Source organism: Anoxybacillus sp. PDR2 (genome assembly GCF_009834045.1).
GTDB lineage: Bacteria > Bacillota > Bacilli > Bacillales > Anoxybacillaceae > Anoxybacteroides > Anoxybacteroides rupiense.
Window position 1 is genome coordinate 1,086,659 of sequence record NZ_CP047158.1, and the last position, 22,537, is coordinate 1,109,195.

Genomic DNA, 22,537 nt, shown 5'->3' on the forward strand with positions numbered 1-22,537 from the left:
CGACAATGCTGCGCATGAGGCAAAAATATGAACATCTTCGGGACTGCGAAACATGCCTGAAATCTGTTGTCTCGTTTTAGTTTAGGGGGTCAGCCACTTGTCGAAAAATCGAAGGGTTCACATATGATGACGCCGGCAATCTTCTCGAGGACGACCGCTACCAATACACATGGGACGGAGAAGGACGCCTGCTTTCAGTCAAAGACGTAAACGGCAACACGGTCGCCAGCTTCACGTATCGCCCAGATGGACGGAGAGAAACGAAAACGGTCAATGGCGTGACGTACCATTATCACTATGACGGTTCGGACTTAATCCGCATTACCAACGACAACGGCCAAACCGTATGGACGAGCGACAAACCGAATACGGTGACGAACCAAAACGGCGATCCGTTCTATTATGTCACCAACTACCGCGGCTATGTTATCCGCATTGTCGATGAAAATGGAACGACGGTCGCGAATTATAGCTATGATCCATGGGGAAAAGTACTTTCGGTTTCGGAAAATGCGGCAGTGACTGGACAGCCAATAGGATATGCAAGAGGGCATCAAACGGGAGGGATTCCGACAAATGTTGTTGAAGATGTAATGAAGAACGGCACTTCAAGAACAGTCATTAGAAACGGTGCAATTAGAATTATTTACAAACATAATGGTGTTAGAGTTGCCACTGAAGAACGAGGGAAAATCGTGATAGCTCCCATGCGATACTATTAGTGAAAGAGTAGGGTTCAGCGAATATTAGGAGGCAATGAAATGAGAAGGGATTATTATGAAAGAATTGAAAGAGCCGTCAAGTATATTCATGATCATTATGACGAGCCTATTCATCTTGATACATTAGCCAACGTTTCCCATTTTTCGAAATATCATTTTAATCGTATCTTCACTTCGATTGTTGGAATGACACCGATGTCTTATGTGAAAAAAATTCGTCTGCAAAAGTCGGTGTATTACTTAACTGAAACGACTAAATCTATCTTGGAAATCTCCAATCTCTGTGGTTTTGGCTCCGTTTCAAATTTTAATGCTGCTTTTAAACAACATTTTCACATGGTTCCCAGTGACGTAAGAAAAAAACATCAAAATCGCAATATTTCATTAGATATAAGCAAGAATCAAGAAGAATGGTCTGCTCCGATCCGTTATACTTACGCTAACCATCATTTATTAAGGAGAATATGGAGCATGAATATAATGATTAAAGAGCTTCCTGACTATGAAGTGGCTTTTGTTAGGCATGTGGGTAGTTATTTAGAAACGTATTATGCATGGAATCAATTAAACGAATGGGCAAACCGAAACGGATTGTATCCGCCAGAGCACGATTTTATTGGCATCTCATTGGATGATCCACTTGTTGTAGAAGAATTTGCTTGCCGCTATGATGCGTGTGTGACGCTGCCGACCGGTTTCAAGGGAGATGAAGATCCCGATATTCAATATAAAACAATACCTGGCGGATTATATGCCTTATATCAGTTTTACGATACGATTGATAAATTAGCGATTGCGTATCAAAGTTTATTTGGACAGTGGTTGCCAAATAGTGAGTATGATGCGGATGATAGGCCGTGCCTAGAATTTTGTATGAATAATCCAGAAACAGATCCGGAAGGAAAGTGTAAAGTTCATTTATATGTCCCTATAAAAGAAAGGGGATCATCTAGCGGGGGCTAGGAATAGGACGAATGATCTGGCGACGATGGTCGATCGTAATGAAGAAGTCCTTGTTATTTCGATGTTATGAATCCTAGTTTTTGGAAATTAAAAAATGGTTGTCATTTCCATAAAATAATGGTAGCATAGGAATAACTGAATAAGTCTTATCAAGAGTGAACGAGAGATCGGGCTCAATGACTTCACAGCAACCTGCGCTTGACGCAAGGTGCTCCTACCCGCAAAGCGCTTCGCTTTGAATGATAAGGACGGCTTCAAGCTCTTTTCGCGTCATTCATGGCGGAAAGAGCTTTTTATTTTGGCAGAGCCGTTTGTGACCATCCTTATTGAGAAAGGGGCGAGAATGATGAGCGAAACGATCCGCAGGTACATGGCGTGCCATATGAAAGCTGCTTCATTCGCTTTACATGTTGCCAACGGTGTAAAACGTCAGCTTTGTCAATGGGATTCTACAGCGATTTTTTACATTGATCACCATACGAACTTTTTTCTATTGTATGGGCAAGCATTTGGAAAACCGTTTCAACTGTTACTTACGTTGGCGGAAGTGGAAGTGTTCAAAGCAGAAGAGCCCTATGCGCTCGATCGTTACATTTGGCGGGAGCTAAGAGAGCAAGGGCTGCCGGTCGGGCAGATTGATTAAAAACGTTAGAAAAGAAAAAGGAGAGGGAGCTATGGAAGTCGAAATAGATGAGCATGCTGGTATTCGAGGAAAAGACATGGAAACGAATGTCAGCGGAATGAGATTGACTCAGCGAAATGGGCGGTTCTTGTCTCCTAAATGGCATGTCGCTATGCTCATTGATCCTTTCGAAACCTTTACCTTAGTGAGAGGGAGTGAAACAAGAAAAAGGACGGTTGCCATCGCTTAGGGTACCGCTCATGAGGAAAAACGGTAGGGCCTTTATTTTTTCTTCGGCACGAGCAGCAAATGGCCGGAATTCTCAAATCGGTAAAGTAAAAAGAGAAAAACAAGCGTCCCGATGTAAAGCGGGACCTTGTTTGGGATTTTCATGTTACGATCTTTGATTAGAGGGAACGATCGATATGATCTATTATTTTGTTGTTAATAAAATCTCAGGAAACGGAAAAGGGCTGAAAGTTTGGAAAAAGGTTGAAAAGCTGCTTCAAGAGAAGCAGGTAAATTATCAAGTTCGTTTTACAGAACGTCCAAAACATGCGGTAGAAATAGTGAAGGAGTTTTCTTCTAAAGCATGCAATGCGGTTGTCGCCGTTGGCGGCGATGGCACAATCCACGATGTGGCAAACGGGCTCATTCATTCGAATATACCTTTAGGGATTATTCCGGCAGGGTCAGGAAATGATTTAGCAAGGGCTCTTGATATACCGATGGACTATAAAAGGGCGTTGGAACGTATTTTAAGAGGAAAGAAAAGAAAAATGGACGTTGGAAAAATTGGCGAAGAATACTGCATGACTGTAACGGGAATCGGATTTGACGGCAAAGTGGCCGAAATCAACAATACCGCTAAATATAAAGATTTATTAAATCTCGTTAGGTTAGGCGATCTTTCCTATGGATTGAGCGTTTTGCATGCTTTATTCCAATATCGTCCCGTCCGCATTCAATTAAAAATTGACGGGGAGGTTCAATCTTTTTCAAATGTATGGTTCATTGCCATTGCTAATACTCCGAATTACGGCGGAGGGATTAAAATATGTCCGGATGCTTGTTACGATGACGGACTTTTTGACATTTGTATCGTACATAGCGTCACAAAATGGGAGCTGTTACGCACGTTTCCAAAAGCGTATAAAGGAAAGCATGTTTCACATCCAAGTGTCACCATGATCAAAGGAAAACAGGTAGAAATTATCGCTGAACCGCCGATAATTGTCCAAAGCGATGGCGAGATTCTCACGAAAACTCCAGTGAATGTAACGATTCAGAAGGAGGCGTTGCTAATTATGTGACCCTCCCGCAGGCAAAAAAGCTGTTCAAGCCATTTATTTTCATCTAAGGAACGCTTTGTGGGCAAATGAATAGGTTCACTGGCGTTTCTTGTTCGAGAGAAGAAGCAGGAAGATCATTCTGTTTTTTAGTAGCATAATAGATCATCAGCACTGGGGAAATGATATATTTATACTATTTTATAAATTCTAAAAATTAATTGAAAAATAGTGGAAAAAGTGATTAAATAAATGGTAAGTAGTATACATTTCAATGATCATGCTTAAAGGATTCGTTGCACGAAATTATAGAAACGATGTTTCTTATTACAAAACAATAAGGGGTGTGAGGATTGCTCGCCACAGAATTTTTATCAGAATTAAAGGCGATTTTGCGCGACAGCCACGTTCAAGTAGAAGAAGATGTGGGACATCCGCTGGGAAATAGCGGTCGGGTCACCGTTTATCCGCAGTCGGAAGAGGAGATTTCCAATGTTTTAATGTATGCAGACAACCATGGAAAAAAAGTAACGATTGTCGGCGGCGGAACGAAGAGAGGATTTGGCGGGGGAACGGAAGTCGCCGATCTTTTGCTTTCACTGGCGGAATATAAAGGAGTTGTCGAGCATAACGTTGGTGACATGACATTAACGGTTAAAGCGGGGACACCGTTTCAATCTTTGCAGGAATATTTAGCCGAATATAACCAAACGATCGCGTTGGATCCGATATGGCCAGAATATGCCACGATTGGTGGAGCTATTGCAGCGAACGACAGTGGTCCGAAACGATTTCGTTATGGTTCTGCTCGCGACAGCGTCATTGGAATGAGAATTGTTTACCCGAATGGAACGGTTATCCGCTCGGGAGGCAAAGTGGTTAAAAATGTGGCTGGCTATGATATGAACAAGCTGTTTATCGGTTCTATGGGGACGCTCGGAGTGATATCGGAAGTAACGTTGAAGCTTCGCCCGCTTCCGAAATATGAAAGCCTTATTCTATTATCCTTTCAAGAAGGAAAGATGGAAGAAATACGCGCTTTTGCTGTGGAATTGCTAGATTCGTTGATGGAACCGACATCCCTGGAATTGTTAAGCCCTTCTTTATCGGAGCGGTTAACAGGGAATCATGCTTATACAGTAGCGATCAGCTTTGAAGATGTCGAAAGCGCTGTCCATTACCAGGAGAATTTTGTCAAGCGCATTCAGCCAGCCAAAACAAACATAACGATTTTACCATTAAAAGAAGCGCGAGCATTTTGGAGACAATTTTACACCATCGCTCCGAATGGGAGGGAAAGCGGAAGCAGCAACGAAATAGAGGCTGCTTTGAAAATCGGCGTTGTCAATCTCGATGCTCTTCAAGTCATAAAAGCAAGCCATATTTTACAAGACGCTATGAATATAGCTGTTGAGGCGCATGGCGGTCTTGGGCATGGACTATGTCAAATATATATCAAAGGGACGGGCGAAGAGGTTGTTGCTGCCATTGAGCGGCTTCGTCAGTTTGTGATCCCGCTTGGCGGATACGTGATTGTGAAACATTTGCCGTTGGCGCTTCGGCAAAAAGTAGAGGTTTGGGGTGAAAAACCGTCTTATTTCTTCCTATTAGAAGGTATTAAAACAAAAATAGATCCCCATTCTACTCTTAATCATGGACGATTTGTAGGAGGGATATAATGTGAGTGTAAGAGAGAACGATGTAAAACAAGCACCGGCATGTACAGCGGCGAGCTTGGGGAATTATCTTTGGAATGACCCTCCTGATGAAAGCAAATGGGCCGATTGTGTTCATTGCGGCATGTGCTTGGAATCCTGTCCAACTTATGAACAAACGGGGCAAGAACAGCATTCTCCGCGCGGGCGCGTCCATCTGATTAAATCGGTTGCCGAAGGAAAGCTGGAAGTGAATGAAGCGTTTGCCGATCCGGTTTTTGCGTGTCTTGATTGCCGCGCGTGTACGACCGCTTGTCCTGCTGATGTCGATGTCGGAGGGTTGATCGAAGAGGCGCGCGGACAAATTCGTCAAGCGATGCCATTGACCGGATGGAAAGGAGCGGTAAGCAAATTTTTTCTTGAGGGGGTATTTCCGCATGCGAATCGCTTGCATTTATTAGGGAGGTTGTTGAAGTTTTACCAAACGAGCGGGTTGCAAAAGATGGCGCGTAAGACGCGGCTGATTCATATGATGCCGGAGCATTTAGTGGAAATGGAAGCGATTTTACCGAAAGTCAAACAGCCGGTTCGCCAAAAATACAAACAGGCCGGCATGATTCAAGCGAAAGGGGAAACGAAGCGGACGGTTGCCCTTTTAACTGGATGTGTCATGGATGTGATGTTCAGTGATATAAATGAAGCGACGATTCGTGTATTAACCCGCAATGGAAATAATGTGACAATCCCACAAAATCAAACGTGTTGTGGAGCGCTGCATGTTCATGCCGGCGACCGCGAAACAGGAAGAAAGCTGGCGAAGCAGAATATCGAAGCGTTTAAAGATGCCGATACAGTCATTGTGAATGCAGCAGGCTGCGGCTGCATGTTGAAAGAATATCCAGAATTATTTCGTGAAGATCAAGAGTGGCGTGAAAAAGCAGAACGGTTTGCTGCGAAGGTACAAGATATTTCTAAATATCTTTATGATACAGGGTATGAAAAGCCAAAAGCAGAAATCAAAACAAGGATTACGTATCATGATGCATGCCACTTAGCGCATGGTCAAGGGATACGCCGGGAGCCGCGCGACATTCTTCTTAGCATTCCCGGGGTGGAAATGGTGCATATGCCGAATGCCGACCGTTGCTGTGGAAGTGCCGGCATTTACAATATCACTCATCCGGAAATGGCAGGAGCTGTCCTAAAAAGTAAAATGGAGCATGTTCCTGAAGAGGTCGAAATGATTTCGATGGGGAATCCCGGCTGTATGCTACAAATGGCGATGGGAGTGCTGAAATACGGAAGAAACCAAAAAATTGTGCATACCGTTCAGCTGCTTGATTGGGCATACCAAAAAGAGGATCAACAAAAGGTGGGAGAATCATGGCGATAAAAGGTGGGCAAATAAAGGATACACATATCGAAAATCTTGCGAAAATCGTTGGTACTTCAGCGATTCTCTATAAAAAAGAAGATTTGCTTGCATATGACTGTGATGGTTTTACGATTCATCGCCATTTACCGAAGGCAGTCGTGTTTCCCAATAGCGCAGAGGAAGTCGCGCAGATTGTGAAATATTGCCATGAGCATGATTTGCCCTTTCTTGCCCGCGGTGCAGGAACGGGATTAAGCGGCGGAGCGATTCCGTTAAATGGCGAGGTGATCATTAGCTTAACCAAAATGAAGCGGCTCGTATCGGTCGACCTCGAAAATCGACGTGCGGTGGTCGAGCCGGGCTTTATAAATCTGAAGCTGACCTATTCGATTGCTGATAAAGGCTATTATTATGCTCCTGATCCATCAAGCCAATATTGTTGTACGATCGGTGGGAACGTTGCTGAAAATGCCGGGGGAGCCCACTGCTTAAAATATGGCGTGACGACAAACCATATTTTGGGGCTGGAAGTTGTTTTGCCAAATGGGGAAATGATTGAAATAAGCACAAACGGAGTTCTTGATCCGCCTGGATATGATTTGCTTGGAATATTGACAGGATCGGAAGGCACGTTAGGAATTGTAACGAAAATCACCGTTCGCATTTTAAAAAATCCTGAAGCGAAACAAACGGTGCTGGCGTATTTTGATAAAGTTTCCGATGCCAGCCAAGCCGTGTCTGATATCATTTCCGCCGGAATTGTTCCCGCTGCCCTTGAAATGATGGATAAAACAGCGATTGAGGGGGTGGAAGCAGCGGCGTTTCCAGTAGGGCATCCGAAAGATATTGAAGCGCTTTTGCTTATTGAAGTAGATGGTATTTCTGCTGGTATCGACGAACAAATTCAAGAAATATTAAAGGTATGCCGAAGCCGAAATGTTCGTGAAGTGAAAGTAGCCCAAGATGAGAAGGAACGGGAAAGATGGTGGGCGAATCGAAAAACGGGATTTGGGGCGATGGGAGCGATTTCTCCGGACTACTTAGTGCAAGACGGGGTGATTCCGCGGAGCAAGCTGCCGGAAGTGCTAGAACGAATTAGACAAATAAGCGAAAAATATGGATTGCGAATCGCGAATATTTTCCATGCTGGGGACGGAAATCTTCATCCACTTGTCCTTTTTGATTCGAGGAAACCAGGGGAAACAGAAATGGCATTGGCGGCTGGAAGCGAATGTCTGCAAGCTTGTGCCGATGCTGGCGGATCGATCACCGGCGAGCATGGAGTGGGCATTGAAAAACGAGAAGAAATGCGTTTCATTTTCAGCGACGAAGAAATTGCCGCACAAACCAATATTCGTGATGTATTCAATCCGAAAAACTTATTAAATGCTGGAAAGTTATTTCCGACACCAGGGCGTTGTGTTGAAGTGAAAAGAAATGAGAAAATGAAATAATTTTTTGAAAATTATTGAAGCACCTGCAACTTTATGCTATTATTTTTTTAATAAATTAAGAAACGATGTTTCGTAATAACAAACAGAAACTCTCTGTATGAGGAAGGAAGTACTTTTAAAAAATCGATGAGGATGAAATGGGGGAAGTGGTTGTATGCAAGACTATGTAAAAGCAGGAAATCTTCAAGTTGCCCGCCTTTTCTATGAGTTTATCAACCAAGAGGTTTTGCCCGAAAGCGGAGTTGAAAACGAACAGTTTTGGGCGGATTTAGAAAGGCTAGTAAACGATTTGACGCCGAAAAATAAAGGGTTGCTTGCCCGACGTGATGAAATTCAAGAAAAACTTCATGAATGGCATCGCCAGCATAGAGAAAATTTTGATTTTCATCAATATAAATCATTTTTAGAGGAAATTGGCTATTTAGAACCAGAAGTAGAAGATTTTCAAATCACAACTGAAGGAGTAGATGATGAAATCGCTCTACAGGCTGGACCACAGCTAGTTGTCCCTGTCAGCAACGCCCGTTATGCGCTGAACGCAGCGAACGCGCGCTGGGGGAGTCTCTATGACGCTCTTTACGGAACGGATGTAATCAGTGAAGAGGACGGCGCGGAACGTGGCGCTCATTACAATCCTGTCCGCGGCGAGAAAGTGATTGCCTATGCTAAGCAATTCCTCGATGAAGCGGCACCGTTAAACGGTTACTCCCATAAAGATGCCGTCAAGTACGCGGTCCTTGATGGAAAATTATCTGTTTTCACCAAGGATGGCAAGACGACAACCCTTCAAGATGAGGAAAAATGGGTCGGCTATCAAGGAGATCCGGAAGAGCCATCGGCTATCTTGCTGAAAAATAACGGCTTGCATATTGAAATCCAAATCGATCGCCATCATCCTGTCGGCAAAACCGATGCGGCGGGTGTGAAAGATATTTTATTGGAAGCAGCGTTGACGACGATTATGGACGGAGAAGATTCTGTTGCCGCCGTCGATGCGGAGGACAAAGTCCTTGTATACCGCAATTTATTAGGTTTAATGAAAGGAGATTTGACAGCCACATTTGCAAAAGGCAATCAAACGATAACGCGCACGCTCCATCCTGACCGGATTTACACAAAGCCAAATGGAGAAGAATTGGTATTGCGGGGACGTTCGCTCATGTTCATTCGCAATGTTGGCCATCTGATGACGAATAATACCGTATTAGATCCGAATGGCCAGGAAATTTATGAAGGGATTTTGGATGCGGTTGTGACTAGTTTAATTGCGAAACATTCTCTGTTAGGCAATGGCCGCTATAAAAATTCCGCAAAGGGTTCGATCTACATTGTGAAGCCGAAAATGCACGGTTCAGAAGAAGTGGCTTTTGCGAATGAATTATTTGACCGTGTGGAAGATATGCTGGGCCTCGAGCGAAATACCATCAAAATTGGTGTCATGGACGAGGAACGCCGCACAACGCTGAACTTGAAAAACTGCATTTATCAAGTAAGAGACCGCATCGTGTTTATTAATACTGGTTTCTTAGATCGTACGGGGGATGAAATCCATACTTCAATGGAAGCGGGGCCGATGATTCGCAAAAACGATATGAAAACATCAGCATGGCTGCAAGCCTATGAGAAATCAAATGTAAGCATTGGGCTTGCTGCTGGTTTGCAAGGTCGGGCGCAAATCGGTAAAGGAATGTGGGCCATGCCGGATATGATGGCGGAAATGCTGAAGCAAAAAGGCAGTCAGCTTCAGGCAGGCGCCAATACAGCGTGGGTACCTTCTCCAACGGCAGCGGTCTTGCATGCTCTACACTATCACCAAATCAATGTAACCAAGGCACAAAATGAATTAAGCAAAGAGTTGAAAGATTTCCGCGATGATATTTTACAAATTCCAGTGGCCGTCGATCCTAACTGGACTCCGGAAGAAATTCAACAAGAACTAGATAATAACGCTCAAGGCATTCTTGGATATGTTGTCCGTTGGGTGGAACAAGGAATTGGTTGCTCGAAAGTTCCTGATATTCATAATATCGGGCTGATGGAAGACCGGGCGACCTTAAGAATTTCAAGTCAGCATATCGCCAACTGGCTTCATCACGGAATTTGCACGAAAGAACAAGTGCTCGAGACATTAAAACGCATGGCGAAGGTCGTCGATGAGCAAAACGCTGGAGATCCTGCTTATCGGCCAATGGCAGAAGACTATGATCATTCTGTCGCCTTCCAAGCGGCCTGCGACCTTATTTTCAAAGGCTATGAGCAGCCGAACGGTTACACGGAACCAATTTTGCATCGCCGCCGCTTAGAAGCCAAGGCGAAGTTTGCGGTAAAACAGTAGGAGACCTACAAGGAACAATGAGGGCATTCTATTTATTTAGGATGCCCTTTCATCTACGTGATACAGTGAACAAGGGTGGGGAAGTTGTCCTGATTTAAACGTTGCAGAAGCCGCCGCCAATGGATGACCAATCGGGAGTTGTTTGTCACTATATAATGTGCTATCAGCGGCAGCAGGAAAATGGCTCATTGCTGAATCATGGCTGAATGATTTTCAGAATCGTTCGAGAGTCAGACATTCTTTTCATAAAAACAGGTTAGAAAAAGGTGTGATTTAGCTCTTTTATCACACAGTTGATTGGCGAAAAGGCAAGTCACAGGACTCTTTCAAGAGCGGATGACAGATTGGACGAGAGGAGAAAAGGGATGAAATTTGCTAGATTTATAGCGAACGGAGAAAGGTACACAGGTATCGTAACAGATGGTAGGATCAGAGAAATTCAAGGGGATATGTTTGGAAAATGGGAGTATACAGAAAAAACATTTTCTGGGCATGAGGTCAAGCTTCTTGCTCCGTTAGAGCCGAATCAAATCATCGGAATCGGTGCCAATTACGTCTCGCAAAAACAAGAGATTCCGGATGTGCTGCCGGAAATTCCGGTGTTTTTCTTTAAGCCTGCTTCATCGGTGATCGGGCCTGAAGAAGAAATTATCATTCCAAAAGGAATCGACCACGTGAAGTTTGAATCAGAATTGGCGGTGGTGATTGGAAAAGAAGCGAAACATATTCCAGAATCAGATGTATTGAATTATGTGTTCGGCTATACCGTTGGGAACGATGTAACGGCACCGCAATTTTTTCATCAAGACGGCCATTGGACGCTCGGCAAAGCATTTGATACGTTTACCCCATTAGGTCCAGTCATTGAAACGGAGCTCAATCCTTTCAAGGTGAGTGTAAAGGCAAGATTGAACGGTGTTGAAAAACAAAATAGTCCGACGGAACTTATGGTAATTTCAATCTGTAAAATGATTTCCTATCTATCGAATATTATGACGCTGAAGCCAGGAGATGTGATTTTAACGGGAAGTCCAGTAGGGGCCGAATTTGTTAAGCCGGGGGATCTGATTGAATGTGAGATTGCAGAGATTGGAACGCTTCGCAATCCATTTGTTGCGGCACAAGAAAGTGTTCAAGCCGGTCAGTAACCGCTTAAATGCCCGGAAATCAATGGTATAATGAATTATTATGTGTTGTGACAGAGGTGAGAGAGCATGGAAAGAGAAAATATGGTCAAGTCTGTGAGCCGGGCATTAGACATTATCGATATTGTCTGTTCGGAAAAGGATGGCTTAGGCGTTACAGAAATTGCTAAACAGATGGATATTAACAAAAGCTCTGTATATCGAATCTTATCCACACTGGTTCAATATGGATATATGGAGCAAGATGAAGAAACAAGCCGTTACAAACTTGGCTATAAATTTTTAGAGCTGAGCTCGAAGTTGCTTGAATCAATCGATTTACGAAAAGAGGCCAAGCCATATTTGCAGGAATTAGAAAAGGAAACAAATGAGGTCATTCATCTTGTCGTATATGACCAAGGAGAAGTCATTTACATCGAAAAGCTAGAAGGAACGGAAACGCTGCGCATGCATTCAAAAGTCGGCAGAAGAGCCCCGATGCATTGCACGGCAGTAGGGAAAGCGATCTTAGCCCATTTGCCAGCGGATATTGTCCGCGATATTTTAGAGCGCAAAGGATTGCCAAGGCATACGGATCAAACGATAACCGATCAAAATGCCTTTTTGCAAGAGCTCGCTCAAGTCAAACAGAAGGGCTATGCTCTCGACTTAGAGGAAAACGAATACGGGATTCGCTGTATTGCTGTACCGATTTTTGCACATGGGGGAAAGGTTGTTGCCGCTGTCAGCCTTTCTGGTCCGACAATAAGAATGACCGATGAGCGGATCAAACTGCTGCAAGGAAGAATGCAGCAAATTGGCAAACAAATTTCCGCAAGGTTGGGATATGTATAGAAACAGTGCTCGGTATCTTGCTTGAAGATATCGGGCTTTTTTGTTGCACGTGAATAAAAGCGCGAATCTATGTTGAAAGAGAAAAAACGTCTCGGTTGTTCGGAGAGAGGAGGCTAGCTTGTTTTATAAGGAGCATGCGCATGTCCAGGTCCATGTGCTGATAATGAATGGATTATCCATCCGATTTGAACGAGTGAGTTGGCTCGGAATTTAATAACATATTTTATAGAAAAAGATAACAAAATGATCGGCGGGAAGTTTCATAGCCCGCCGACACCTTTTTGAACTAAGAGGCATGATGCTCTTAGTTCTCGCCATCCATTCAATTCAATAGGCATTTCCGCGCGAAGAGGGATCATATTTGAGATAAGCGAAGAATCGTAGAGTTTTAACAAAATAAGAATGAGCAAACCGTTTCTTCTTGAAATATCATTAAACAAAGTGAAATAGTGGGATTTTTTAGTGAATAGAATCACAAGGTTTTAGTTAATAATCGTTAAAATTTTTATATAAATGAAGGTCTAATCGATTTTTTATTTTTTAGATTCATACGATTCACTTTATTCACCGGGAACGTTTATTTTTTTTCTTTCAGGGGTATGACTCCATTTGAAAAATTGATTTAAAAACTGGTAAATATTTTTGCTTTCTTTTGCCAACAGTGGTCCAGCGATCGCCAAAATTAGAACATAAAGGGCGGTAAAAGGAGTCAACACGGGGTTTAGACCTGCCGAAATTCCTAAGTTCGCAACAATGATGGAAAACTCTCCGCGGGCGATAATCGTTAAGCCGATATTAGTGGAGGCTTTATGAGACAGCCCGGCTCTTCTTCCTGCGATCATTCCAGCTACAAAGTTTCCGGCAATCGTAAGGAAAGCAGCACCTAATGCTAACCAGATCGCATTTGTTAGTGTAGATGGATCAATGCTTAATCCAAAGCTGAAAAAGAAAATGGCTCCAAAGAAATCTCGAAACGGAACAACCATGTGTTCAATCCGATCGCGATGATCTGTTTCGGAAAAAACCAGCCCTAGCAGTAAAGCACCAATTGCTTCAGCAACATGAAGCGTTTCAGAAAAGCCGGCAATGAAAAATAAGGTGGCAAATATAACGATGATGAAAATCTCGTCAGATTTAATGTTTAACCATTTGTTTAAAAGAGGAGCACCTTTTCGGGCAATGAGAAAAAACAACAGCATGTAACCGACAGAGATAAGGACTGAGGTAACGATTCCAAAGACAGAAGTGGAACCAGCCAATAAAACTCCTGACATAGTCGTTAAAAATAAAGCAAGGAAGATATCGTCAAACAAGATAATTCCTAAGATTAACTCTGTTTCTGGATTGGCTGTCCTCTTTAAATCCACCAGAACTTTTGCAACGATGGCGCTGGAAGAGACACTGACAAGTCCAGCGATAATCAGTGTTTCCATCCACGGCATCCCGGCGATCCATCCATAAAGAATCCCTAAAATAAAATTGATGCTTACATAGAGGCTCCCGCCTACTACAATGTTGCGGCCAGACTTTATTAGTTTGCCAACCGAGAATTCCAATCCTAAGTAAAAAAGCAAAAACAAAACGCCGATTCTTCCTAAAAATTGAATAATCTCCTGACTTTCAATAAAGGTGAGATCGATGATCCCGATTGTTGGGGCATGCGGACCAACTAGCATGCCTAAAACGATCAGGAAAGGGATAATTGAAAAATTAAGTTTATGGGCAATAAGCGAGGCAATGGAAACAAGAACAAGCGCTGTACCGACTTGGAATACCAGATGATCCATCTATATCGGTCACTCCTTTCCTCTACTTGCTAATAAGTTATTAATGAGTTCTTTTAATTGGCTTCGTTCTCCGGAAACGACTAAAGTATCACCGGCCTCAATGACGGTATCAGGACCAGGATTGATCGTTTTTTTCGTCTTCTTTTTCTTAATGGCGATGACAGTTACGCCAAAATTGTTTCTGATATCTACTTCCCCGATCGTTTTATTAATAACGGGTGCGCCAGGTTCTACTTGATACCATTCGATAATTAAGTCATCAAAGGCAAAATCGACACTTTCTAATGCTTTCGGTTTATAGGCCATGCCGCCTAAAATGCCCGCGATTTGTCTAGCTTCAACGTCATCGAATGTAGCTGTACTAAGAACTTCTTCATGATTATCAGAGTCAAAATGGTAGATTTCTCTTCGTCCATCATCGTGAATAACGATGACAAGCTTATCTTGATTTTTTGTAATAATCTCAAACTTATACCCAATGCCGGGAAGCTCGCTTTCTCTAATACGCATCAAATAACACTCCTTTTTATTAAATGATTTCTTAAATGGAATAAGGGAAAATTAGTTCCAAATGATTTTAGATGATTTCCGTCTTGGTCTTAAGGTTTTCAAACATGTCCAAAATCAACGACATGATAAGGAGAAAACTATTCAATCCTCGGCTGACAGGAGAGAAAAACCTAAAGGATTGGAAGATAGGGATGTGCTAATTTCTCATGAGAATTAGACATCTTTGCAGCATCATTCCAGTATTCTTGGCCTAGGTGATGAAAATGGATGGAAAGAGAGCTCGCTTTATCGGGTCCATTTCATCCCTAGGGATAGGAGCAGAAAATATGATCAGGCGTGTTGATGATCCAATAAAACCTTATTGGTACCGTTTGATTTCTCACTTTTCTGTCATAGCCAGCAAGCGATGGTGTTGACAGCCATGACTTTTTCAAACAACAAATGTTTTATGGGCAAATGGCTGGGCCCGCTGACATGCTCATTCAAGGAAAGAGATAGAAAAACGGGTGTTATCAGTTCATTCTGTGTTTTTTAGTTAAGCAACGAATAATCAACACTTGTGACATATTATCGTGGCACCCCTATGATCAGGCAGCTATTTTTAACTTGTTTAAGTAGCCCTTGGCTCAATCATCGGGAGAAGAGATGTATAGTGTGCCATGCTTAAGAATCCGCTAAACTATGGGGATGATGTATCTCAGTTTTCTATATTGACTATAATGAATATCTCAAGAGAGAGTTTATGTGATTCAACCAATGATTGAGGCGATCAGGCATCATATATGGATGTGATTTTTAGCACAGGCTACTTGGCTGTGAAAAGAGAGAGCTTTTTAAAATCATTGCTCTAAAAGAGAAAGGAATGGATTTTGATAAAGAGGATGGGAAATAAGATGGCTATGGATCTTGATTTTTTGTCATGGTTTGTCATAGAAACAGCATCTCAAAAACTTTGTGTACCCATCATTTACAAAAGCAACAACGCCACCAAGAATCAGGGAAGCATTGGCTTGCTCCGAATGTTTCATTGATTTTTCAAGATAAAGTCAGCTTATTTGGAAGCTTCGTCATCATATACTAATGTTCCCCTTAATCCATATGTCCACCCACATTATATACTATATCATGTGTGACATGCAAATACATTGCAGTATCTAAATGGGGATTATAGGAATATAATCCATAGTGCTCGTGAGGCATTATGCTCAATGAAATAGATGTAAACTTGACAGCTTCCTATTTGCGAGGCTATAGAGTGTAACGGTCTTTTTGCCAAAAAAGGTAAGTGTTTGCCATTGATCGAATACCGAAATCATCAATCGCATTTATAAATAAGAAGGATTCGTTTACTGACAGCAGAACAATATATTTGGAAATAATTTAAAAAAGAAATATATTTTTGTTTTAAAAACTTTTGGTTTAGCGCAGAAATTCGAATACAAATAGTTCATGCCTATATATCGTACCATTCGCACTACTGTAATATTTAAAAAGGGAACGGATTATGGTTTGAATGTCTGATGGTGTGAGATTAATAAATAGCGAGCGTGCAGTTGTCGAAAGCGTGTTTTTTCGATAATATCTCAATAGAGTTTAGAGGATAAAGGAGTTGTTTTATGGAGCGATCAAATGAAGTAGCCGAAGTTTGCTTGTTGGCGGGAAAAATTATGCTTCAAAGCGGGGCGGAAACCTATCGGGTGGAGGATACGATGATGAGAATGGCCGCTTCGTTTGGCATGACGCATTCTCATAGCTATGTAACGCCGACGGGAATTATTTTTTCGATGGATGGAGCGGGACCGACAAAGCTGATTCGCATTGTGGAGCGATCCACCGATCTGCAGAAGGTGGCAATGGTTAATGATATTTCCCGGCAAATAAGCAGCGGCCAGCTTTCGCTCGAAGCAGCCTATGAAAGATTAAAAAAATTAGAACGACAGCATCTTGCCTACCCTTTTTGGGCACAAGTAGCGGCAGCTGCGGTGGCGAGCGGCTGTTTTGTGATTATGTTTCAAGGAAAATGGAACGATTTTTTGCCGGCGTTGGTCTCAGGGGGGATTGGCTTCTGCGGATTGGATTATGTTCATCGACTTGTAAAAATTCGTTTTTTTGCTGAGTTTTTTGCATCGTTTCTTGCGGGGATTGTTGCCGTATTGCTTGTCTCTCTTGGCTTAGGGACCAGTCTTGATAAAATTATTATCGGCTCGGTGATGCCGTTGGTGCCGGGAGTGCTGATTACTAATGCGGTGCGTGATTTAATGGCAGGACATTTAGTGGCGGGGTTATCAAAAGGAGCGGAAGCCTTTTTAACCGCATTTGCCATCGGCACCGGCATTGCTGTGATTTTGACGATGTATTAGGAGAGAAAAGCATGATGATTGAACAACTTGTTACAAGTTTAATTGCATCCGCCGCATTTGGTTTGATGTTTAACGTTCCAAAAAAACTGCTGGGACATTGTGGTTTTGTCGGGATGATTGGCTGGTTTATTTATATTTCGTTTGTTGAACATAAAGCGGATTCGGTATTTGCCACATTCGTTTCTGCTTTTTTCATTGCCGTGGTGAGCCAGCTGTTTGCTAGAATGTACAAAACGCCCATTACCGTGTTTAGTATTTCTGGCATTATTCCGCTTGTCCCAGGAGGCATGGCGTATGAAGCGATGCGGTATGTGGTGATGAACGACTATAGCATGGCGATCCAGCTCGCTGCCAAGGCATTTATGATTTCGGGAGCCATTGCGATGGGGATTGTTTTTTCAGAAGTGGCGAATCAATTGGTTAAAAAACGAACTTCAAGATAGAAGTTCGTTTTTTTAACGAATTTTATTGAAACATTTTTTTGAATATTATAAGATGTTTGCAATAGCTGAACCAATGCAGTGGGGAGAGGAAAAATGAAAAACGCAATCGAGAGTATACAGCAGGAAATATTTGAGGTGTTTCATCATCTTCATCGACATCCAGAAATTAGTTGGGAAGAGGTAAAAACAACGGAATTTTTGCGGCAGCAGCTACTGCAAGAAGGATATCGCGTTCAGACGTTTTCCGATTGCACGGGAGTGGTCGGAGAAATAGGCACCGGTTCATTGACAGTAGCCTTGCGAGCAGATATGGACGCGCTTTGGCAAGAAATTGGCGGAGTGTGGCAGGCGAATCATGCTTGCGGGCATGACGCTCATATGACGATGGTGCTTGGAGTGGCGAAGCTGTTTAACCGCATCGGCTATCGTCCTCCAGGAAAATTGAAGCTTCTTTTTCAGCCGGCGGAGGAAAAGGGGAAAGGAGCTTTGAAAATGCTGGAGAAAGGAGTAGTCGATGAGGTTGAGTTTTTATACGGCGTTCACTTGCGCCCCATTCAAGAGCTGAAAAGCGGCTATGCTTCTCCAGCCATTTTGCATGGAGCTGCGCAAATGATTGAAGGAGAGATTAGAGGAGTCGCTGCCCATGCCGCAAGACCTCATTTAGGTGTCAATGTGATCGAAGTAGGAAGCACGCTCGTGCAAGAGCTAAGCCATATTCACATGGACCCGCAAGTACCCGCGTCAATAAAAATGACGCGCTTTCATGCCGGAGAAAAAAGCGCCAATGTCATTCCTGATTACGCAGCATTTACCCTTGATTTACGGGCGCAGACGAATGAGGCGATGGAGCGGCTGCTCGAACGGCTTCACCATGTGGCAAATGGAATCTCCCTTATCTATGGAGCGGATATTCACTTGGATCAAGGGGTTCGCATTGTGGCTGCCCAAGTTCATCAAGAAGCGCAATCGATCATGGAACGCGCCATTATCCAAACGATCGGAAGGGAGAAATGCGCTCCTCCTGTGGTGACATCTGGTGGAGAGGACTTCCATTTTTATTCCGTGCTGAAGCCAACATTGAAAACAACCATGCTCGGTCTTGGCTGCGATCTGACGCCAGGTCTGCATCATCCAGCGATGACGTTTCGCCGCGAAGATTTGCTAATTGGCATCGAGATATTAGCAAGAGCGATTATCGAAACATTCCAACAAGCAACACAGGGGGAGAAAGACGTTGAACATTTCGTTAAGAAAAATTAGCACGATTGAAGAGCTGAAAAAAATGGCGCAGCTGGAGCAGCATGTTTGGAAAGCAACCCCTACCCCGCTTCACCAAACATTGACCGTAGCTAAAAACGGCGGCATTATTATTGGAGCGTATGTGGAAGAGAAACTCGTCGGATTTGTGTATAGCTTTCCTGGATATCAAGGAGAAGAAATCTATTTATGCTCACATATGCTGGGCATTGATGAATCATTTCGCAATCATGGAATCGGCTATATGCTCAAGATGAAGCAGGCCGAAGAAGCGAAAAGGTTTGGATACCGGACGATTCGGTGGACTTATGATCCGCTTGAGAGCCGCAACGGCTATTTAAATATTGCTAAGCTTGGCGCTGTCTGTTCCGATTATATTGAAAACTGCTATGGAGAAATGGACGATGCTCTCAACCGCAATCTTCCGTCTGATCGTTTTTGGGTTGAGTGGAAAATTTTAAGTTCACATTTAACCGAGAGGCATCATATGTTTTCGCAAATCCGCGGTTCTGAAGGAGCGGAAGCGCTTCATTGGCGCGAGAGAAAGGACGGGATGCCGGAAGCTGTTTTTCCAGTGGACATTCGGGAACGCCTTGAGCAGCAATCCTTGCTTTTTGTTCCTATTCCGCTTTATTTCCAGAGGCTGAAAGAGAAAGATGATGAATTGGCCTTGGATTGGCGCTATAAAACACGAGAGGTATTTGTTCCATTATTTCATCAAGGCTGGGCAGTGGCGCATATTTTGCGTCGTGAAGGCGAGCCTGTTCAGTATTACGTATTAGTTAAGCGCCAAAAGCTAGCTTTAGATGAGAGGAGAAGCGACGAATGAAAATCAAACAAGTTATTTTACGGCATATGGAAATGGAATTGAAATCACCGTTTGTTACAAGTTTCGGTGCTTTTACAAAGAAGGAGTTTATTTTAGTGGAAGCGATTGATGAAGATGGCGTATCGGGATGGGGAGAGTCAGTGGCATTTCATTCTCCATGGTATAATGAAGAAACGGTGAAAACGAATTGGCATATGCTGGAGGATTTTTTGTTGCCTCTTGTGCTGCAAAAGCCGATGGAACATCCGAATGAGTTGCGCCAGCGCTTTGCGGCGATTCGAAAAAATCATATGGCGAAGTCAGCGATTGAAGGAGCAGTATGGGATCTTTATGCAAGAAAAAGCGAACTCTCATTAAGTGAAGCGCTTGGGGGAAAAAAGAAGGAAATTGAAGTAGGCATCAGCATTGGGATTCAAAAAAGCGTGGATGATTTGTTGCGCATTATTGAGCGCTATTCTGGCGAAGGATATCGGCGCATCAAAATGAAAATTAAACCGGGCTGGGATGTTGAGGTCGTCCGTGAAGTTCGCCGCCGTTTTCCTGATTTGCCGCTTATGGCTGATGCGAATTCAGCTTATTCATTAGAGGATGCTGAACGTTTGCAGGCGCTTGACGAGTTTCAGCTGATGATGATTGAGCAGCCGCTCGCCGCTGATGACATTGTCGATCACGCTACGCTGCAAGCCAAATTGCATACACCCATTTGCCTTGATGAAAGCATTCATTCGTGGGAGGATGCAAAAAAAGCGATTCAGCTTGGAAGCTGCAAAATCATTAATATTAAAATTGGCCGTGTAGGCGGGTTGACAGAAGCGAAGCTTATTCATGATCTATGTCAACAGCATGGCATTCCCGTTTGGTGCGGAGGAATGCTTGAATCGGGAGTGGGCAGAGCCCACAACATAGCGCTGACAACACTTGAAAACTTTGTGATGCCTGGCGATACAGCGGCCTCTTCTTATTATTGGGAAAGGGACATTATTGACCCGGAGGTGACCGTACATAACGGGGTGATTCATGTGCCTCAAGGGGCAGGAATCGGGTATGAAGTGAATCGCCAGCAAGTGGACCGTTACACGGTATTTAAAAAAATATATGACGCTTAATTGATTCCAGGAGCCGGTCCTTATCAGGGACCGGCTTTTTATCGAAATTTAAAACATTGAATTTATCGCTAACTGGAAGGAAGCCGTTCTATCGTTTCGACACCTCAAAGCGTGACCAAACAGCTGCTTCAGCGAGAAAGCGAAAATGTTGATATGCATTTCTCGATGGATAGGTTAAACAAAGAGAGCGGATTTTTCTTTATTCATGCACACCATTTTTTCGGAAATGCATAACATATATAAAGTTTTTTGACCATGAAGGAGGAACTCAGATGTACAAGCAACGAAAGAAAAAATGGCTGTTGCTTGTTTCCTTTTTCTTTCTCTTTTTGCCTATACTTTTGCTAGGCGAAACAAATGCTTTATTTACAGACGAGGCGACTTCTCCTAACAATCATTTAACGACCGCCACTTTAGACGTTTCTGTTTCCCCTGCCCCTATTTTTAACGTTTCCAATCTTGTTCCCGGAGATGTCGTTGTGCGGACTGTTACCGTGCAAAACGATGGAACCGTGCCTTTTTCATACACTATTCAAGCAAGCTCCAATAACTCATTGCTTTGGACTGATCAAACCAACGGCTTACAGCTGTCCATTGTTGATGGAACAACAACCTACTTTAATGGAGCCATTTCTGATTTAAATGTTCACCAGGGCCCCAATCTCTTACTTCCCCCAGGAGAGAAGGACGATCTGCAATTTACGATTTCATTTCCTGTGACAGCGGACAATACGTTTCAAAATCTGGCCGAAACGATTGTATTTACCATTCAAGCCATTCAATTACCGGGGACGTCGCGATAAAGGAGAAAGACAGCATGCGCATTTGTATGAAATGGTTCGTTATTTTTTCGGTGTGCTTTTGTTTATTCATTTGTTTGTTTTATATGAATGGTTGGAAGGGAAATGTCGTTCTAACGAATAGCATGGCGCCTACCATTCCAGAAGGCTCTCTTGTCATTACGAAACCGTTGAGCAAAGCAGAATCGCTTTCTGAAAAAATTGTGCTATTTTATCATCCGGCATTATCCGCTTACGTTCTGCATCGCGTCAAGCGACAGCAAGTATCTGAACAAGGAAAAGAGATTCTGATCCAGACGAAGGGAGATGCGAATCGAATCGAGGATCCTTTAAAAGTTCAAAGAAGCGATATGAAAGGAGTTTATGTATGGCATATTCCTAAGCTCGGAATGTGGCTATATATGATAAAAAAATACGGCGGGATCATAGTTGCTTTACTTTTGCTCGTTCTTTTATGTAAACGAGCGATATTGTCTATTTTTTTAATGTTTGCTCTTTTGCTTTTGCCGTTGGAGGCGAAGGCGGTGTGGACAGAGGCAAATTCAGCTCAAGGACAGCTCGCAACAGGCAGCGGTTTCTTTTTTTATTATTTATTAAATAGCACCGATACAAGACAGCCGACGAACAATCAACAGTATGTATCCACCGGACAAAATGCCACGTTGTCACTGGATGTGGGAAGTCTTTCCGGGATTACAAATTTCCATACCACCATTTTGCATTCTTTTACGATTACGAATAAAACAAAAAGCCAAGCGGATGTTTCGCTCACCATTGAAAATGTGTCACAGCCATTTTTATCGCTTGTTGGCGCGAATTATATTGTCAGTGTTCCCAAGCAGCTCACCATTCAACCAAATGAGACAGCTTCCATTCCACTGCAGATCACCTTTTTGCCGCTTTTGACGATATCAGGGACGTATCAAGGCATGGTGACGATCACGGATCATATCAATGGCTATCATTTTCAAATCCCGCTTACTTTACGGGTTCGCTTATTATAAGAACAGGCTGAGCTCGCGGAACATGTCCCGAGTTCAGCCTGTTTCAC

At 43.1% G+C, this 22,537-nt stretch carries 20 protein-coding genes, 1 pseudogene and 1 riboswitch; of the genes and pseudogenes, 19 read left to right on the forward strand and 2 right to left on the reverse strand.

Going from position 1 to position 22,537, the window contains the following annotated elements; all coding sequences use genetic code 11:
* Nucleotides 1-107: 107 nt before the first annotated feature.
* The 12 genes and pseudogenes from GRQ40_RS18950 to GRQ40_RS05340 form a co-directional block, all read left to right on the forward strand.
* Nucleotides 108-212, forward strand: a pseudogene (locus GRQ40_RS18950) (hypothetical protein); the annotation flags it as partial.
* Nucleotides 213-278: 66 nt separating this feature from the next.
* On the forward strand, nucleotides 279-722 hold the full coding sequence (locus GRQ40_RS05290; protein ID WP_236546407.1) for a hypothetical protein: 444 nt from the start codon (nucleotides 279-281) through the stop codon (nucleotides 720-722).
* Nucleotides 723-761: 39 nt separating this feature from the next.
* Nucleotides 762-1,685 carry an AraC family transcriptional regulator gene (locus GRQ40_RS05295; protein WP_082741640.1) on the forward strand — a complete coding sequence of 308 codons (924 nt, stop codon included), beginning with the start codon at nucleotides 762-764 and terminating at the stop codon, nucleotides 1,683-1,685.
* Between the two features lie 143 nt (nucleotides 1,686-1,828).
* Nucleotides 1,829-1,934: riboswitch (SAM riboswitch) on the forward strand.
* A 49-nt stretch (nucleotides 1,935-1,983) separates the two neighbouring features.
* Nucleotides 1,984-2,328, forward strand: coding sequence for a hypothetical protein (locus tag GRQ40_RS05300; protein WP_236546408.1), 345 nt, complete (start codon nucleotides 1,984-1,986; stop codon nucleotides 2,326-2,328).
* 31 nt (nucleotides 2,329-2,359) lie between these two features.
* Nucleotides 2,360-2,557, forward strand: a complete 198-nt coding sequence (locus GRQ40_RS05305) for a hypothetical protein (protein ID WP_066146869.1) — start codon at nucleotides 2,360-2,362, stop codon at nucleotides 2,555-2,557.
* A gap of 175 nt (nucleotides 2,558-2,732) precedes the next feature.
* On the forward strand, nucleotides 2,733-3,620 hold the full coding sequence (locus GRQ40_RS05310; protein WP_249218566.1) for a diacylglycerol/lipid kinase family protein: 888 nt from the start codon (nucleotides 2,733-2,735) through the stop codon (nucleotides 3,618-3,620).
* A gap of 329 nt (nucleotides 3,621-3,949) precedes the next feature.
* The gene (locus GRQ40_RS05315) at nucleotides 3,950-5,275 is read left to right on the forward strand and encodes an FAD-binding oxidoreductase (RefSeq protein ID WP_080861478.1); all 1,326 of its coding nucleotides are present in this window, start codon (nucleotides 3,950-3,952) and stop codon (nucleotides 5,273-5,275) included.
* Nucleotide 5,276: 1 nt separating this feature from the next.
* A complete protein-coding gene (locus GRQ40_RS05320; RefSeq protein WP_159719524.1) occupies nucleotides 5,277-6,644 on the forward strand; it encodes a (Fe-S)-binding protein in 1,368 nt (455 codons plus the stop codon).
* The gene (locus tag GRQ40_RS05325; protein WP_159719525.1) at nucleotides 6,635-8,080 is read left to right on the forward strand and encodes an FAD-binding oxidoreductase; all 1,446 of its coding nucleotides are present in this window, start codon (nucleotides 6,635-6,637) and stop codon (nucleotides 8,078-8,080) included. The genes GRQ40_RS05320 and GRQ40_RS05325 overlap by 10 nt, the downstream gene beginning before the upstream one ends.
* 154 nt (nucleotides 8,081-8,234) lie before the next feature.
* Entirely contained in the window at nucleotides 8,235-10,415 is a 2,181-nt protein-coding gene (locus GRQ40_RS05330) for a malate synthase G (RefSeq protein WP_159719526.1), read from the forward strand.
* 365 nt (nucleotides 10,416-10,780) lie between these two features.
* Complete coding sequence (locus GRQ40_RS05335; protein ID WP_159719527.1) at nucleotides 10,781-11,563, forward strand: fumarylacetoacetate hydrolase family protein; 783 nt, start codon at nucleotides 10,781-10,783, stop codon at nucleotides 11,561-11,563.
* A 66-nt stretch (nucleotides 11,564-11,629) separates the two neighbouring features.
* On the forward strand, nucleotides 11,630-12,394 hold the full coding sequence (locus GRQ40_RS05340) for an IclR family transcriptional regulator (protein WP_159719528.1): 765 nt from the start codon (nucleotides 11,630-11,632) through the stop codon (nucleotides 12,392-12,394).
* A 560-nt stretch (nucleotides 12,395-12,954) separates the two neighbouring features.
* Here GRQ40_RS05340 and GRQ40_RS05345 read toward each other — a convergent pair.
* Nucleotides 12,955-14,181, reverse strand: coding sequence for a cation:proton antiporter (locus tag GRQ40_RS05345; protein ID WP_066146884.1), 1,227 nt, complete (start codon nucleotides 14,179-14,181; stop codon nucleotides 12,955-12,957).
* 9 nt (nucleotides 14,182-14,190) lie between these two features.
* The gene (locus GRQ40_RS05350) at nucleotides 14,191-14,691 is read right to left on the reverse strand and encodes a cation:proton antiporter regulatory subunit (protein ID WP_066146886.1); all 501 of its coding nucleotides are present in this window, start codon (nucleotides 14,689-14,691) and stop codon (nucleotides 14,191-14,193) included.
* A 1,616-nt stretch (nucleotides 14,692-16,307) separates the two neighbouring features.
* Between GRQ40_RS05350 and GRQ40_RS05355 the strand changes: the two genes are divergently transcribed.
* The 7 genes from GRQ40_RS05355 (at nucleotide 16,308) to GRQ40_RS05385 (ending at nucleotide 22,490) form a co-directional block, all read left to right on the forward strand.
* Entirely contained in the window at nucleotides 16,308-17,051 is a 744-nt protein-coding gene (locus tag GRQ40_RS05355) for a threonine/serine exporter family protein (protein WP_066146888.1), read from the forward strand.
* Between the two features lie 11 nt (nucleotides 17,052-17,062).
* Complete coding sequence (locus tag GRQ40_RS05360) at nucleotides 17,063-17,494, forward strand: threonine/serine exporter family protein (RefSeq protein WP_080861493.1); 432 nt, start codon at nucleotides 17,063-17,065, stop codon at nucleotides 17,492-17,494.
* Between the two features lie 93 nt (nucleotides 17,495-17,587).
* On the forward strand, nucleotides 17,588-18,754 hold the full coding sequence (locus tag GRQ40_RS05365) for a M20 peptidase aminoacylase family protein (RefSeq protein WP_066146890.1): 1,167 nt from the start codon (nucleotides 17,588-17,590) through the stop codon (nucleotides 18,752-18,754).
* A complete protein-coding gene (locus GRQ40_RS05370; RefSeq protein ID WP_159719529.1) occupies nucleotides 18,729-19,580 on the forward strand; it encodes a GNAT family N-acetyltransferase in 852 nt (283 codons plus the stop codon). Before GRQ40_RS05365 ends, GRQ40_RS05370 begins: the two co-directional genes overlap by 26 nt.
* Nucleotides 19,577-20,686: an o-succinylbenzoate synthase gene (menC, locus tag GRQ40_RS05375; protein WP_066146894.1), complete on the forward strand. Its 1,110-nt coding sequence runs from the start codon at nucleotides 19,577-19,579 to the stop codon at nucleotides 20,684-20,686. The genes GRQ40_RS05370 and menC overlap by 4 nt, the downstream gene beginning before the upstream one ends.
* Before the next feature lie 272 nt (nucleotides 20,687-20,958).
* The gene (locus GRQ40_RS05380; protein WP_066146896.1) at nucleotides 20,959-21,489 is read left to right on the forward strand and encodes a TasA family protein; all 531 of its coding nucleotides are present in this window, start codon (nucleotides 20,959-20,961) and stop codon (nucleotides 21,487-21,489) included.
* Between the two features lie 14 nt (nucleotides 21,490-21,503).
* Nucleotides 21,504-22,490 carry a signal peptidase I gene (locus GRQ40_RS05385; protein ID WP_159719530.1) on the forward strand — a complete coding sequence of 329 codons (987 nt, stop codon included), beginning with the start codon at nucleotides 21,504-21,506 and terminating at the stop codon, nucleotides 22,488-22,490.
* The last annotated feature ends 47 nt before the right edge of the window (nucleotides 22,491-22,537 follow it).